Below are 15,874 nucleotides of genomic sequence, written 5' to 3' on the forward strand. Positions count from 1 at the left end.
GCATGACAGTCGCCGAGGTCAGCGGGAGCGTGGTGCTGCGCCGCGCCCTGCGCCGACAGCGCCGCCGGGTGGTGCTCGGCATCGTGCTGCTCTGCGCCCACCAGGCCACCGAGGCCCTCGTACCGGTCGCCATCGGCGTGATCATCGACCGGGCGGTGGCCACCGGGGACGTCGCCGCGCTCCTGCTCTCCCTCGCCGGCCTCGCCGCCCTGTTCACCACCCTCGCCTTCGCCTACCGCACCGGCGCCCGGCTCGCCTACGCCGCCGTCGAACACGAGGCGCACACGACCCGCGTCGAGATCGTCCGGAGCGCCCTCGACCCGCGCGGACACCGCTCGGGTCTGCGCGACGGGGAACTGCTGTCCGTCACGGCCTCCGACGCCGAGTTGTCCGCGCTGGTCGTACGCGTCGCCGGGCTCACCGCCGCGGCGCTCACCGCGATCGTGGTGGCCGCCGTCGCGCTGCTCGTCGTCGACGTCCCCCTCGGGCTCGGGGTGCTCGTCGGCGTACCGCTGCTGGTCGTCGCCCTTCAGCGGATGGCGCCGCTGCTCACCCGGCGCAGCACGTCGCAGCAGGAGGCCCTCGCGGCCACCACCGCGCTCGCCGTCGACCTCGTCACCGGGCTGCGCGTGCTACGCGGCGTCGGCGCGCAGGACCACGCCGCCCGACGGTACGCGGGCGCCAGCCGGCACGCACTCGACGTGACCCTTCGCGCCGCCACCAGCAAGGGCCTGCACCTCGGCCTCACCACCACCGTCAACGGTCTCTTCCTCGCGACGGTCGCCGGCGTCGCGGGCTGGCTCGCGCTTGAGGGTCGGCTCACCATCGGCGAACTCGTCGCCGTCGTCGGGCTGGCCCAGTTCATCGCCGAGCCGGTGCAGACGCTCGGGTACTGCGTACAACTGTTCGCCATGGCCCGGGCCTCGGCGGCGCGGGTCGCGCGGGTCCTCGGCGCGGCACCGGTCCTCGCGCCGGGTGACGCCGGGCCGCCCGAGCCGAGCCCGTCCCGGCTCGCCCTCGACGCGGTCTCGCACGCGGGCCTCGACGCCGTCGACCTGCGCGTCCGTGCCGGTGAGATCCTTGGCGTGCTCGCCTACGACCCGAGCGAGGCCGAAGCGCTCGTCGCGCTGCTGGCCGGCCGGGTGCACCACGCGGACTACCGGGGGACGCTGTACGTCGACGGCGTACCCGTCGAGGACCTGCACATCGACGCCGCGCGCACAGTCGTCCTGGTGGAGCCACACGACGTGGCGCTGTTCGAGGGCACCCTGCGCGCGAACCTCAGCGCCGGTGCCCAGGTCGACGACACGGTCCTGCGGGCCGCCGTGCGGGCTGCCGCCGCCGAGGACGTGCTCACCGCACACCCGGACGGTCTCGACCGCCGGCTCACCGAGCGGGGAGCGAACCTGTCCGGCGGTCAACGGCAGCGGATCGGGCTCGCCCGTGCGCTCGTCGCCGACCCACCGGTGCTGGTGCTGCACAACCCCACCACGGCTGTCGACGCGGTGACCGAGGCACTGATCGCCGAAGGGCTGGCCTCGGTCCGCGCGGCGGACACCCGCGCCACGGTGCTGATCACCACCAGCCCGGCCCTGCTGCACGTCACGCACCGGGTCGTCGTGATCGACAAGGGTCGGGTCGTCGCCGAGGGGCCGCACGAGCGGTTGCTCGCCGGCGACACCCGCTACCGGGAGGAGGTCCTGCGATGACCGACCCGTCGACCGACAGCGGCGTCGAGCCCCGGCACCTGCTGCCGACGGCCACCGGCCGGCAGACCTGGGCCGCCCTCCGTGCCGAGTTGGCCCGCCTGCCGCTGCTCAGCGCCGTCGCCGGCACGTTGCTGGTCGCCGCGTCCGCGACCGGGCTCGTCGCGCCGTGGGTGCTCGGTCGCCTCGTCGACGACGTCATCGCCGGCACCGACACACAGCAGGTCGTGGCCTGGGCGGGCGTGATCGCGGGCGCGGCGGTGCTCGCGGGGCTCCTCACCGCGGCCGGAGCCGCGGTCGCCGCACGCCTCGGCGAGACGGTGCTGGCCCGGCTCCGGGAGCGGGTCCTCGACCGCGCCCTGCACCTGCCGTCGGCCACCCTGGAACGGGCCGGGACCGGTGACCTGGTGGCCCGGGCCGGCGACGACGTGGCGGTGGTGACGAACGTGATCGCCACCAGCGGCCCCGCCTTCCTCGGCGCGACGCTGTCCGTCGTGTTGACAGCGCTGGGGCTCTTCGCCCTCGACTGGCGGCTCGGCATCGCCGGGCTGGCCGCCGCACCGGCGTACGCGCTGGCGCTGCGCTGGTACCTCCGGCGGTCGGTGCCGTACTACGCCCGCGAGCGGGTCGCGACCGGCGAGCGTACGCAGGCGACCGCCGAGGCGCTGCGCGGCGCGGCGACGGTACGCGCCTACCGGATGGAGGACGCGCACGTCGCGCGGATCGCCGAACGCTCCGGCGTCGCCCGTGACCTGGCGCTGGAGATCTTCGGCCTGTTCACCCGGTTCGGGCTGCGCATCAACAGGTCCGAGTTCGTGGGGCTGGCCGCCGTGCTGCTCGCCGGCTTCCTGCTGGTCCGCGAGGACCTGTCCACAGTCGGTGCGGCGACCACCGCAGCCCTCTACTTCCACCGCCTCTTCAACCCCATCGGCCTGCTGCTGTTCGAGTCGGACTCGGTGCTCCAGGCCGGGGCGAGCCTCGCCCGGCTCGTCGGCGTGACCACACTGCCGGACACCGCATCGCCCGACAGTCGCCGCCCCGCACGTCCGGAGCGGCCCGAGCCGGCAGCGCTGGAGGTGACAGTCGCGCAGCACCGCTACGACGACGGACCTGTCGTGCTGCGGGACATCACCCTCCGTCTCGCGCCCGGTGAGCGCGTGGCGCTGGTGGGCGCGAGCGGTGCGGGCAAGAGCACGCTCGCCGGCATCATCGCCGGCATCATCGAGCCCAGCCAGGGCTCGGTCCGCCTGCGCGGCGTGCCGCTGGCCCAGCTCGGCGAACACCAGCTCCGGCGTGAGATCGCCCTGGTCAGCCAGGAGGTGCACGTGTTCGCCGGGCCGCTCGCCGAGGACCTGCGCCTGGCCGACCCGGACGCCACCGACGCCGAGTTGACCCGCGCCCTCGACCTCGTCGGCGCCACCGGGTGGCTGCGCACCCTGCCGGACGGGCTGGCGACCGCCGTGGGGGAGGGCGGACGGCAGCTCACCGCGGCGCAGGCCCAGCACCTCGCGCTGGCCCGCCTGGTCCTCGCCGATCCCGCCGTCGCGGTCCTCGACGAGGCCACCGCGGAGGCGGGCAGCGCGGGCGCGCGCGACCTCGACCGGGCCGCCGTGGCGGCCACCGAGGGCCGTACCACGTTGGTCGTCGCCCACCGGCTCAGTCAGGCGGCCACCGCGGACCGCATCGTCGTCCTGGACCAGGGTCGCGTCGCCGAGCACGGTACGCACGCCGAGCTGCTGGCGGCCGGTGGCGGCTACAGCAACCTGTGGCGTTCCTGGCGTACGCCCGACCCGGTGCCGTCCGCCCGGGACGGCACCGAGCGGATCCAGGACCCCACGAATGTGGGAGCCCCGGGAACTTTTCCGGACCGGTCGGCGACAACCAGAGTGCGCGGCTGACCGGCGGCGTCCCCCCGACGGCCTCCCGGCCGAGAAGGAGCGCCCGTGGCACACAGGACGGTGGTCAGTGCGGACCGACGGCGCTGACGACGCCCAGGTCACCCGGTGGGCGCAGGACGCGGGCCGGGGCGACCGGCAGGCCGCCACGGCGTTCATCCGGGCCCTTCAGGACCAGGTCTGGCGGTTCCTGTCGCATCTCGCCGGGCCGGGTGAGGCCGACGACCTGACTCAGGAGACCTTCCTGCGGGCATTCCGCAACCTCCCCGGCTTCGCCGGCCGCTCGTCGGCCCGCACGTGGGTGTTCACGATCGCCCGGCGGGTCGCCGTCGACCACGTCCGCACGGCGGTGTCCCGGCCGAGGCTGGCGTCCGTTCCGGACTGGCAGGCGGCGGCCGAGGCCGCCGGGGCGATCACCGCCGGGGCCGACGAGAGCGTGACGGTGCACCAGCTGATCGCCGGCCTGCCCCCGGAGCGCCGGGAGGCGTTCGTCGCCACCCAGGTGCTCGGCCTGTCGTACGCCGAGGCGGCGGAGATCTGCCAGTGCCCGGTCGGCACGATCCGGTCCCGGGTGGCCCGGGCACGCGAGGATCTCGCCACGGCCTGGCAGCTCGACAGCGCCCCGGGCCACGACCGGCGGACCGGCTGACAGCGTCCACGAGCTGCTCCGGTACGCCACCTGACCGGCCCCACCACGCGTCAGCGCCACCGGTCGACGACCGGTGGCGCTGACGTTGCGCGCGGGGTGTCACCCCAGGCGGGCCTCGATGGCCTCGATGATGCGTGGACGCAGTTCGGCGGCGCGGATGACCGCGTCCACCGAGCCGACCTCGACCGCGCGGTGGATGTTGTGCACCCGGTCGAACTCCGCGGCCACCTCGCCGAGCTTCTCCGCCCGCACCGACGAGCGCAGCTCGTCGAGTTCCGCGGTCAGCGCGGCGCGCTCGGTGCCGCCGGCGGCAGCGACGCGTGTCTCCAGGTCCCGCACGCGCGGGTCGGCCGCGGTGCGGGCGTTGACGTCGGCGGAGAACACCACGGCGGCGGCGGGTGCGCCACCGAGCACCGAGGCGAACGAGCCCTCCAACGCGAGCACCGTCATGTTCGGGTTCAGCGCCTTCGAGAACACCACGAACGCGCCGCCGTGGTAGCGCGAGATCACGCAGAAGACGATCGGCCCGTCGAAGTTCACGATCGCCCGACCGATCTCGGCCCCGTACTCCAGTTGCAGCTTGCGCATCGACTCCGGCGAGCCGTCGAAGCCGGACAGGTTCGCCAGGACGACGAGCGGTCGGTTGCCGCTGGCCGCGTTGATCGCCCGCGCCGCCTTCTTCGACGAGCGGGGGAACAGCGTGCCCGCCGTGTAGGTGTCCGGGCCGTCGGTGGGCGGGAAGCCGTGCCGGGGCACCGACCGGGACTCGATGCCGAGCAGGCAGACCGGGATGCCGCCGAGGTGGACGTCCTGCACGACGGCGGTGTCCGCGTCCGCCATGCCCGCCCACCGCTCCAGGACCGGGTGGTCCTGGTCGGCGAGGGCCCGCATCACCGTACGGATGTCGAACGGCTTCTTGCGGTCCGGGTTCGCCTCGACGGAGAAGATCTCGCCGACGGTGGCGAAAGCGCTGCCCGCCACGTCGTGCGGGAAGTCGGAGATGTCGCGGTCGGCGGGGTCGGAGGTGACCGCCCGCCGGGGCGCGTCCTCGCCGGGGGCGACGTACGCGTGGTCGTAGTGCGCCATCACCACGTCCCGGGCGGCCGTGAGGTTCGGCGCCCAGTACTGCGCCTGCCCGTTCGGGCCCATCACCCGGTCGTAGCCGCCGATGCCGAAGTTGTCCTCGGCGGACACGCCACCGGAGAAGTCGAGCGACTGCTTGCCGGTGAGCACCATCGCGGAGTCCGGGGTCATCACGAGGATGCCCTTGGTGTGCATCAGCATCGTCGCCTCGGCGTTCCAGTACGGCTGCGCGCCCACGTTGATGCCGGCCACCACGATGTTGATCTCGCCGCCGGCCTGGGTGAACTCGACGATCCGCTTGAGCGCGGCGGCCACCCAGTCCATGTTCTCGGTGCCCGAGGTCATCGAGATCCGGGCGCCGGCGGACAGCGCCCACCACTCCAACGGCACCCGCATCCGCTCGGCCAGGTCCAGGGCGGCGATCACCCGCCGGCACTCCGGCTCCGACAGCGCGCCCAGCGACTTGGTCGGGTCACCGAGCAGCACCACCCGGGTGACACCCTGCGGGTGCCGCTCGGTCGGCGTGCTGACCACCCCGGCGACGATCGCGGCGCTGTTGCGCCCCTTCGGCCGGTCCACCGGGACCAGCACGTGGTCGTCGTCGAGGTCGTGCTCGACGAAGTCACCGAGCCGGCCGGTCAGCTCGTACGGGTACACGGTGTTGCGGCTGCTCGCCCGCAGCACCTTGAGCCGGTACTCGTCGAGCGGCTCGATCGGCTCGACCGGCGGCTCGCCGACGGCCAGCTCCGCGCCGCCCGCGGCGTCGAACGAGATCCGTACGGCGATCTTGGTCAGTTCGCCGGTCCGGCGGTCGCGCTGCCGCGCGATGAACAGGATCTCCTCCAGCCCGGCGCCGGCCGTCGTCGGGCGCACGCGCCCGGCGATCATCTCCATCTCCTCGCGGGTCAGCTCGCTCGGCGGCCACACGTAGACCACGATGCGGTTGGTGGTGAAGCGCGTCTTCGACGGACGCAGCGACTGGGCGCGGCGGATCGAGTCGAGGCAGGCGGCGATCGCGTCCTCGGCGGTCGGCAGGGCGACCAGGCGGCCGTCCTGCTCACGAAGCTCGGTGAGGTCCCGCACCTGCGCGAACGCGACGAGACGCTCGTCGGCGCGGTTCTCCCGCGCCACGCACTGGAAGAGGTAGACCTCCTCGTCCGACGACGGCAGGCGGGTCAGGTCGAACTTGTGCAGCCGCTCCAACTGCATCCGCTGCGCGATGTACGGGTGCAGGCCACGGATCAGCCGGTCCTCGGTCAGCCCGGTGTCGGAGGGGCGGAAGGTGAAGTGGTGGTGCATCACCGCTCCGCCGCGACCCGCGACGGTGGTGGTCACCCGGCGGACCTGGGGCGGCAGCGGATGCGCGGCGACCACCTCGGCCAGCGCCGCCGCCATCGCGTCGAAGTCCTCCGGCTGGTTCTCCCAACCGAGGTAGATGTCGGCGTCGACGGACTCCCCGTCGCCGGCCAGTTCGGCCAGCCCGCGCAACGCGCTGCCCAGCGCGTCGAAGCTCACCGCGGCGGAGACCACGCTGGAATCGGCCCGCTCGGCGACCACGAACGTGCAGCCCGCGACGGCCTGACCACGCACGCTGGTGAGCGCCCTGTTGCCGTAGTACCGCCGGGTCAGCACCTCCAGCATCACCGTGTTGTCGAGGTGGTCGCGCACGAGCCGCTGCCCGAGCAGCCGGACCAGGGGCTCGGTGCTGCGGACCATCTCGGCGATGCGCTCGGCGCGGTCCGCCGCGTCCGGCTGCGCGTCCAGGTGCCGCAGGTGCCCACGGACCTCGGCGTACACCCGGGCCCGGTTGCGTCGCAGCAGCGGCTGGGCGAACCAGGCGAACACCACACCACGGGCGAGGTCGGCGACCACGGGGAAACGCACCTGCGTCGCGGCGATCAGCCGCTCCAGCGCGAGACCGGCGGGCTCGCGCAACGACTCATCCGGCGGGGTCTCCCGCAGCCAGGCGCGCAGCAGTGCCGCGATGACCTGCGCGTCCGCGGACGCGCGTTGCTGGGCGAGGAAGATCCGGAAGACGGCGGCTTCGAGGGCGGGGGTGCGGTCCAGGTCGGTGACGCCGTAGCGGCTGAGCGCCTTGCCGAGCCTGGTCTGGAAGGAGTCCGGCAGCCCAGCCCGCTCGACGTCGAGGCTCTGCAGGTAGGTGTGGAAGTATTCCCGGGCGCTGTGCACGTGGGCGCCGCCGACGTCCTCACCGGTCGGCCGGTTACGGCTCAACTCGGCGAGGTCGGCGAACACCTCGATGAGGTCGAGCTCGGCGGCGAGCGGCCGCTGACCGGCCGCGGAGCGCTGGCTCGCGTCGGTGGCCTGCCGCCGCGCGGTCAGGTAACCGTCGAGCACCCGACGGTCGTCGTGCGGGTCGACGTCGAAGCCGAGCAGCAGCCCTCGCAGGTCCTCCTGACCGCGCCGGACGCGCTCGTCCGTCGGGACGTCCTCGGTGGCGCTCGGCAGGTCCAGCTCCACGGTCTCGCCGGTCGGGCCGTCGGTGGCCTGCTCGGCGTCGTCCGCCAGTGGCTCCAGGCGCAGCAGCGGCGCGCCCGCCTCCACCTGACTGCCCACCGAGACGGCGCACTCCTTCAGCCGCGCCTTGAACGGCGCCCGCAGCACCGTCTCCATCTTCATCGCTTCCAGCACCAGCACCGGTGCGCCCGCCTCGACCTCGGCGCCGACCTCCAGGGGTGTGGCGACGACGAGCGCCGGCATCGGGGAGCGCAGGACGCCGCCCTCGTCGCGGCTGACCCGGTGCGTCACGCCGTCCACCTCGACCAGGTGGGTCGGCCCGTACGTGCCGGTGAGCAGGCGGTAGCGGATGCCGTTGACGACGATCTGACCGGTGTGCCGGTCGAACCGGTCCAGCTCGACGTCGGCGGTGCGGACGACGCCGCCCGCCTCGATCCCGACGCGGAAGCGGTGCGGGCCGACCCGGGCCACCCGGGTGCGGTAGCCGACGCCGCGCAGTTTGAGGTCGAGCGGTCGGCCGCTGGCGTGCTGCACCTGGGGGCGTCCGCCGGCCGCCGTCGACAGCAGCCGCTGCCGCTCGACGCGCTCCTCCTCCTCGTACGCCTCGATGGCGGCGGCGGCCAGGGCGACCGCGCTGTGGCGGTGCGTGACCAGTCGACCCTCGCCGCGGACGCGGTCGATCCAGCCGGTGTCCGCGCTGGCGTCGATCACCTCGGGCTGGTCGAGCAGGTCGAGCACGAAGCTCTTGTTCGTCGCGCCACCCTCGATGATCACCGTGGTGTTCGCCATGGCCCGCCGCAGCCTGCCGAGCGCCTCGTCGCGGTCGCGGCCGTACGCGATGATCTTCGCGATCATGGAGTCGAAGTCGGCGGGGATGGTGTCGCCCTCGCTGACGCCGGTGTCCACCCGGATGCCGGGGCCGGCGGGCAGGTCGAGTCGCGCGATCCGCCCCGGGGACGGCGCGAAGTCACGGTCGGGATCCTCGGCGTTGAGCCGGGCTTCGATGGCGTGGCCGCGCTCCACCGGCGGCGTGCCGTCGAGCCGGCCGCCGGAGGCGACGTGCAGTTGTGCCTTGACCAGGTCGAACCCGGTGGTCAACTCGGTGATCGGGTGCTCGACCTGAAGGCGGGTGTTGACCTCCAGGAACGCGAACAGCCGGTCCCCGGGGTGGTACAGGAACTCCACGGTCGCCGCGCCGCGGTAGCCGACCGCCACGGCCAGCCGCTCGGCCGACGCCTTGAGGTCGGCGGCCTGCGCCGGGTCGAGCACCGGCGACGCCGACTCCTCGATGACCTTCTGGTTGCGCCGCTGCACCGAACAGTCGCGGACGCCGAGCGCCCAGGCGGTGCCCTGCCCGTCGGCGATCACCTGGACCTCGACGTGCCGGGCGCCGGTGACCAGGCGTTCCAGGAACACGATGCCGCTGCCGAAGGCCCGCGCCGCCTCCTGGCTGGTCCGCTCGTACGCGTCGTCGAGCTCGGCCTCGTTCCGGATCACCCGGATGCCGCGCCCGCCGCCGCCCGCGGTCGCCTTGAGCATCAGCGGGTAGCCGATCTCGGCCGCCGCCGCCCGCGCCGCGGCCAGGGTCTCGACGGCGCCCCGGCTCCACGGGGCGACCGGTACGCCCACCTTCTCGGCGATCAGCTTGGAGCCGATCTTGTCACCGAGTTGGCGCATGGCGTCCGGGCTCGGTCCGATGAAGGTGACGCCGATCTTCTCGCACAGTTCCGCGAACGCGGGATCCTCGGCGACGAAGCCCCAGCCGACCCAGGCGGCGTCGGCCCCGGTCTCGGTCAGGGCGCGTTCCAGCACCTGGAGATTGAGGTACGGGCGGGCGGACGCCGGCCCGAGATCGTAGGCGATGTCCGCTTCGCGGACGAAGGTGGCGGTACGGTCGACGTCGGTGTAGAGCGCGACGGTTTCGAGCTGGATGCCGGTCTCCGCGGCCAACTCGCGGACCGCGTGGATGAGCCGCATGGCGGCTTCACCACGGTTGACGATGGCGACACGGTTGAACACCCGAATGACCCCTTAGCTAGACCGTGAACTGCAGTGATCACCTTTCCGGCTGGCGGCGGCCAGCGCTATGGCGCAACCACTGAACCAACAGTCGCTCAGTTGTAGGAAGTGCACAAAACTTTTTGGCACCCAGGCGCCGGCTCCTGCAGTTGACCACGTCGGCCCGGGCGGTTCACGTCGACCGCAGGCTGCGGTAACCGCCCGCAACAACCCGTCCGACGGTACGCAGCGCGCTGTCGCCGACGGTATCGGGATCGTCCCGGACCGCGTCGACGGAGACTGTCGCCCCGCTACGGAGAATGAGGGCGTGACCGTTCTCGATTCGCGCGCGCTCAACCGCGCGACGCTCGCCCGGCAGTTGCTCCTCGATCGCGCCGAGATGCCGGTCTCCGGCGCCGTCGCGCACCTCGGCGGTCTCCAGGCGCAGGAGCCGCAGGAGCCGTTCGTCGGGCTCTGGTCGCGGCTGCGTGCCTTCGACCCGGCGGTGCTCTCGCACCTGCTGACCGAGCGCCGGGTGGTGCGCACCCACCTGATGCGTCGCACCGTCCACCTGGTCGTCGCCGACGACGCCGTGGCCTGGCGGTCCCGTCATGACGCCATGCTGCGCCAACGGGTGCTCGGCGTCTACCGCGGCGAGTTGACCGGCGTCGACCTCGACGAGCTGGCCGTGGCGGCCCGCGCGGTGCTGGCCGACGGTGAGCCGCGCTCGATGCCGGAGATCGGGCGGGCGCTCGTCGAGCGCTGGCCGTCCGCGGGTGCGCGGGCGCTGGGCGAGATGGCCGTCGCGCTCCTCCCGTTGATTCAGCTGCCACCGCGCGGCCTGTGGCGGACGAAGGGGGGCGTGCGGCACGCCCTGCTCTCCGCGTGGCTGGGCCGCGACGTCGACCCGTCGACCCCGGACGGCACCGATCCCGTCGGGCAGGTGCTCGTCCGCCGCTATCTGACCGCGTTCGGGCCGGCCGCCACCGCCGACCTGCGTGCCTGGTGCGGCCTCGCCGGTCTGCCCACCGCCGTCGCCGCGATGCGCGACGAGCTGGTCACCTTCCGCGACGAGCGCGGCCGGAAGCTGATCGACCTGCCCGACGCGCCGCGCCCCGACCCGGAGACACCCGCCCCGGTGCGGTTCCTACCGGCGTTCGACAACGCGATCCTCGGCTACGACGACCGCAGCAGGATCATCGACGACGCGCACCGTCTCCTCTCGGTGGGCGGCGAACGCGTGGTGCTGGTCGACGGCCGGGTCGCCGCGACCTGGACCGTCGAGTCCGGCACGCTGACCGTCAACCCACTCACCAGCCTCACCCGAGCCGATCGCGCGGCCGTGGAGGAGCAGGGGCACGCCCTGGCGTTGTTCCTCTCCGACGACGAGAGCGACCGGGTCCGAGTGGTCCCGTCGTCCTCGTGAGGTGCCCTCACGGATCGAGCGTCCCCCATGGACGGTTCGCGCGGGATAGTGTGCGCGGCGATGGTGATTGGGCACGTTTCACGGGAGGCGATCACATGACATCGATGGGACGACGCGCGGCTCTACGCGCTGGCCTGGCGGCCACCGCCCTGGCGGGCGGGGCGACCCTGGCGGCCAAGCCGGCCGCGGCGGCGTTACCTGCCACGGGCGACGGCTGGGTCTCGGTGCTCGCGCACGGAGCGGTCGGCGACGGCGTCACCGACGACACCGCGGCCATTCAGGCGGCGTTCGACGCCGCGCGGACAGCCACGCCGAATCTGGGAGTGCTCTTCCCGGCCGGTCGGACATACCGCGTCAGCAACCGGGTGACCCTCTCCGGGCTGACCGACACCGCGCTGCGGGGGCACGGGGCCACCCTGGCGCTGATCGACGCCGCGCCGGTGACGGTGAAGGACCAGGTGCGCGGCGTGCTCCAGATCCAGGGCTGTCACCGGCTCAAGGTGCTCGGGCTCAACCTCGTCGACAACGCCGCCACGTACTGGTACAGCGGCCTGGTCATCACCGCGTCGACAGGCATCGTGGTCGACGGGGTGGTGTCCCGCGGATTCCGCCACACCGGCATCAGCGTCTGGGACAACACCCCCGGCACGTCCAACGACATCCTCATCACGAACTGCACCACCGAGGACGTCCGGTTGGGCATCGCCACGAACGGGCACGACGTGCGGATCACCAACAACCACGTGGCGATGGACTGGCTGTCGTCGCAGGAAGCCGAGGACTGGGGCGGCGTCTGGCGCGCGGAGTCCAAGTACTACGACGGCATCAACGTGTGGTTCGGCGCCGACCGCACCGTCGTCTCCGGCAACACCATCACCGAGTGCGGCCAGGCCGGCGTCTACACGCAGCAGGTGACGAACCTGGTGGTCGCCGACAACACCGTGTCCGGCTGCCAACTGCGGGGCATCGAGGTCGACGGCAGCGCGCGTGGCTCCCTGCCCCGGTCGGGGCAGGCCGTCGGCGTCTCCATCACCGGCAACGCGGTGACCGACTGCGTCGGCCACCTCAACGTCCTGGCCGCCCGGGACGTCACAGTGGTCGGCAACCGGGTGGAGAATCCAGACGCGAGCCGGGCCGTGAGCTGCGTCGCCGTGCACCAGGGCTCCACCAAGGCCGTCGTGGTGGGCAACCACCTGCGCCAGGCGCACCCGTCGCATCCCGCCGTCTTCGTGGACACTGCCTCGGTCGACGTCACCCTGGCGTGGAACGCGGTCGAGGCGGCCGTTCCCTACCAGGCGCCCGCGGACACGGTCGTCATCCGCCGCAGTGGCCCCGGGCAGATCCGCACCGACGGCAAGCTCATCGCCGTCGGCGGGATCGGAGTCGGCAACAGCGTCGCCGCCACCACGCCGGGGTCGGTGGTCCGCAAGATCGAGGTGTTCTCCTCCACCGGGCAGAGCCTGGGCTGGGTTCCGGTCTACAACTCGATCACCTGATGCCGTAGACCTCCAGCTCGAAGATGCGCGCGGCGGCGTCGTTGTTCTGGGCTGGCACCAGCACATCGAGCCGGACGTACCGCCCGCTGACCGCGATGTCGTGCCGAGTCACGCTCGCTGTGTTGCCGCGCACCTGGGCGAGGGTTGTCCAGGTGTCGCCGTCCTCGGACACCCGCAGGTCGTAGTCGCGGGTGTTCCAGGCCGGCGTCTCGGCACCGGCAGCGGCGTGCCGCACGATGATCGCGGTCAGCGGGCTGGCCGCGCCCAGGTCCAGACTCAACCACTTGTCCGTGCCGGAGGAGCACCACTTGTCGGTGATGCCGCCATCGACCGTGCCGTTGATCGCCTTCGGCGGGCCTTCGTTGACGGTGCACGAGGGGGATGCGGTGGCCGTGCCACCGCCTGCCAGATTCGTCGGGCCGCCGACTCCGTAGACCTCGAACTCGGGGATGCGGGCGGCGGCCCCGCCGACGTTGTTGGCGCTGGTGATGGTGAGCCGTACGTGCCGTGCCGGGGTGGCGACGATCGGGTGGTACGTGCGGCTGTTGCGGAGCTGCTCGCTCTGCTGGACAGCGGTGGCCCAGCCGGCCCCGTCGGTCGAGGTCTCGATGCGGTACGTCTGGGTGTTCAGGTTCGTCGACTCGCCGCCCAGGGCGGCGTTCTTCAACACGAACCCGGTCACGTCCTGTGTCGAACCGAGGTCCACCTGGAGCACCTTCGAGTCGGTCGCCAGCGTGCACCACTTGGTGCCCAACTTCCCGTCGAAGGCCATCGCCGGCCCCTCCCCGGTCGAGCAGGGGGTCGATCCGGTCGCGAGGCCCCCGGCGGCGAGGTTCGGGCCGAGGTCAGGCGCGGGCGGAGGACTGAACCCGTCGTCGATCGACGGCGGCGCGTCGTCGGGATCCGTCCCCCAGGTCGACGGGTTCGGCCCCATCGTGTAACTCAGCGTCGCACCGGCGCCGATGTCCGCGTACCGCAGCCACGGGCGCGAGGTCACCGCCCCGTCGACCGACACACCCTGCACGTACGGACTGCCCGTCCCAGCGTTGGCCGCGTCGATCCTGATGTCACCGGTGGGCCGGTCGATGAGGATCGAGGGGAACGACGGACCGTGCAGGGCCAACGTGTCGCTGCCCGGGGTGGTCGGATACATGCCCAGCGCAGCCCACACCAACCACGCCGACGTGGCGCCGAGGTCGTCGTTGCCAGGAAGGCCGCCGGGGTCGTTGGTGAACGACTCGGTCATCACCCTCCGCACGACGGCGCTGGTCTTGGCGGGTACGCCGGCGAAGTGGTAGATCCACGGCACGCCGTGTTCGGGTTCGTTGCCGATGTAGAAGTACGGCCGGGAGAGGCCACCGTTGAGTTGGGTGAAGTGGTGGTCGAGTCGTTGGATGGCCGTCTGCCGGCCGCCCATCAGCTCGATCAGCGCACGGTAGTTGTACGGGACCATCCAGGTGTACTGGGTCGCGTTGCCCTCCGCGTACCCCGTCTGGCTGATCGGGTCGAGCGGCGCCGGCCAGGAGCCGTCCTCGGCCCGGTCCTGAAGGTAGCCGAACGCGGGGTGGTACAGGTTGCGCCACCACTGCGATCGCCGGATGTACGCGTTGTACCTCGCGGTGTCGCCGACCGCCCGGGCGAACTGCGCGACGGCGAAGTCGGAGGCGGAATACTCCAGCGAGTCCGCCGCGTTCTCGTGCACGTACTGCCGGGCGACGTAGCCCTCCTGCCGGGCGCGGAGCGGAATGCCCTGCATGGTGCCGCCGTACGAGCTGCGGTCCATGATGGTCAGCGCCGCAGCGGTGTCGAAGCCGCGCGCGCCGAACGCGTGCATGCTGGACACCACGATCGGCCCCGGATCGCCCATCATCACGGCGTGCTCGTTGTGGTTCTGCGACCACTTGGGCAGCAGGCCGCCCTGCTGGCCCGCGAGCACCATCGACTTGGCCATGTCGCTCGCCTCGTCGGGTGCGATCAGTGCGATGAGTGCCGCCCACGAGCGGTAGATGTCCCAGCCCGCGAAGTTCTGGTAAACCGGATGGCCGGCGCTGTGTATCTGGTTGTCGAACCCGCGGTAACGCCCGTCGACGTCGCTTGCCAGGTTGGGGTTGACCAGCACGTGATAGAGCGCCGTGTAGAACTTCCGCAGGTCGGCGCTTGTCCCTCCGGTCACCTGGATCCGGTTCAGAGACAGGTTCCACTCGCTCACGGCATTCGCGCGTACGGTGTCGAAGGCGAAGCCGGGCTGCTCCGCTGCGAGGTTCGCCTGTGCCCCGGCCAGGCTGACGAACGATATTCCGACCTTCACCTGGACGGTCCGGTTGGTGGTGGTGTCGAACGTGAGGTAGCCGCCGGAGCGGACGCCGTTGGCCGAGGCGGAGCCCGGCGAGACCGTTCCCTCGAGCCAGGTGCCGAAGGCCGTCGGGGTCCGGTCGAACTCCATCCGGTAGAAGATCTGGTGTGTCTTGGTGGAGTGGCAGAAACCGCCACCGGTGAAGGTGCCGGTGACCGTGCGACCGCTGATGGCGACCGAACCGCTGCGGCTCCCGGTGGCGTTGCGACTCGTGTTCAGGAGGATCTGCGCGGATCTGGTCGACGGATACGTCAGCCGCATCGCCGCGCTGCGCCGCGTCGAGGACAGTTCGACCTGAGTCGCGCCGTAGTTGTCCAGAACGGTCCGGTAGTACCCGGGCGACGCCGCCTCGTTGGCCTTGCTGTATTTCCCGGCGTACGACGTCCACGTCGTGCCGGGCGAGGTCGTCAGGTTTCCGGTGATCGGCAGAATGCCGATGTCCTCGTTGTTGGCGCACCCGGCGCCGTTGAAGTGGGTGAGGCTGAACTCCTCGACGGTGGTGTCGCTGTGGCGGTAGCCCGAGGGTGACGCGAGCGGCGTGTCCGGGCTGAACTGCACCATCCCGAACGGCATCACCGGCCCGGGCACGGTGGCTCCTCCGGCGCCGCCGGGCACCGGGTCCGGGGCGTTGCTCATGCCCGTGCCGATGAAGGGGTCGACGTGCTGGGTGAGCGGTATCGCCGCCGCCAGCGACGGCGCAGCGGTGACAGTCGCCGCCGGCGTGGCGATCAGACCGGCCGCGAGGAGCACGCCGACGACGATCGCGGCGGTGGTCGGCTGCTTGCGCACA

At 72.4% G+C, this 15,874-nt stretch carries 7 protein-coding genes; 5 read left to right on the top strand and 2 right to left on the bottom strand.

The window, feature by feature from the left end; all coding sequences use genetic code 11:
* Positions 1 to 2: 2 nt before the first annotated feature.
* From GA0070612_RS18260 to GA0070612_RS18270, 3 genes are all read left to right on the top strand, one after another.
* Positions 3 to 1,709, top strand: coding sequence for an ABC transporter transmembrane domain-containing protein (locus GA0070612_RS18260; protein ID WP_088989001.1), 1,707 nt, complete (start codon positions 3 to 5; stop codon positions 1,707 to 1,709).
* Positions 1,706 to 3,604, top strand: a complete 1,899-nt coding sequence (locus GA0070612_RS18265; RefSeq protein ID WP_088989002.1) for an ABC transporter ATP-binding protein — start codon at positions 1,706 to 1,708, stop codon at positions 3,602 to 3,604. Before GA0070612_RS18260 ends, GA0070612_RS18265 begins: the two co-directional genes overlap by 4 nt.
* A gap of 67 nt (positions 3,605 to 3,671) precedes the next feature.
* Positions 3,672 to 4,250, top strand: a complete 579-nt coding sequence (locus tag GA0070612_RS18270) for a sigma-70 family RNA polymerase sigma factor (RefSeq protein WP_231924244.1) — start codon at positions 3,672 to 3,674, stop codon at positions 4,248 to 4,250.
* Positions 4,251 to 4,349: 99 nt separating this feature from the next.
* Here GA0070612_RS18270 and GA0070612_RS18275 read toward each other — a convergent pair whose 3' ends face one another.
* Positions 4,350 to 9,830, bottom strand: coding sequence for an ATP-binding protein (locus GA0070612_RS18275; protein ID WP_088989004.1), 5,481 nt, complete (start codon positions 9,828 to 9,830; stop codon positions 4,350 to 4,352).
* A 307-nt stretch (positions 9,831 to 10,137) separates the two neighbouring features.
* Between GA0070612_RS18275 and GA0070612_RS18280 the strand changes: the two genes are divergently transcribed.
* Both GA0070612_RS18280 and GA0070612_RS18285 read left to right on the top strand, forming a co-directional pair.
* Positions 10,138 to 11,235 carry a winged helix DNA-binding domain-containing protein gene (locus GA0070612_RS18280; RefSeq protein ID WP_088989005.1) on the top strand — a complete coding sequence of 366 codons (1,098 nt, stop codon included), beginning with the start codon at positions 10,138 to 10,140 and terminating at the stop codon, positions 11,233 to 11,235.
* Between the two features lie 104 nt (positions 11,236 to 11,339).
* Positions 11,340 to 12,731 carry a right-handed parallel beta-helix repeat-containing protein gene (locus tag GA0070612_RS18285; protein ID WP_157742533.1) on the top strand — a complete coding sequence of 464 codons (1,392 nt, stop codon included), beginning with the start codon at positions 11,340 to 11,342 and terminating at the stop codon, positions 12,729 to 12,731.
* Here the strand turns inward: GA0070612_RS18285 and GA0070612_RS18290 are convergent.
* Positions 12,724 to 15,873 carry a GH92 family glycosyl hydrolase gene (locus GA0070612_RS18290; protein WP_231924245.1) on the bottom strand — a complete coding sequence of 1,050 codons (3,150 nt, stop codon included), beginning with the start codon at positions 15,871 to 15,873 and terminating at the stop codon, positions 12,724 to 12,726. The genes GA0070612_RS18285 and GA0070612_RS18290 overlap by 8 nt on opposite strands.
* Position 15,874: the final 1 nt, after the last annotated feature.

Source organism: Micromonospora chokoriensis, assembly GCF_900091505.1.
GTDB classification, from domain to species: Bacteria; Actinomycetota; Actinomycetes; order Mycobacteriales; family Micromonosporaceae; genus Micromonospora; species Micromonospora chokoriensis.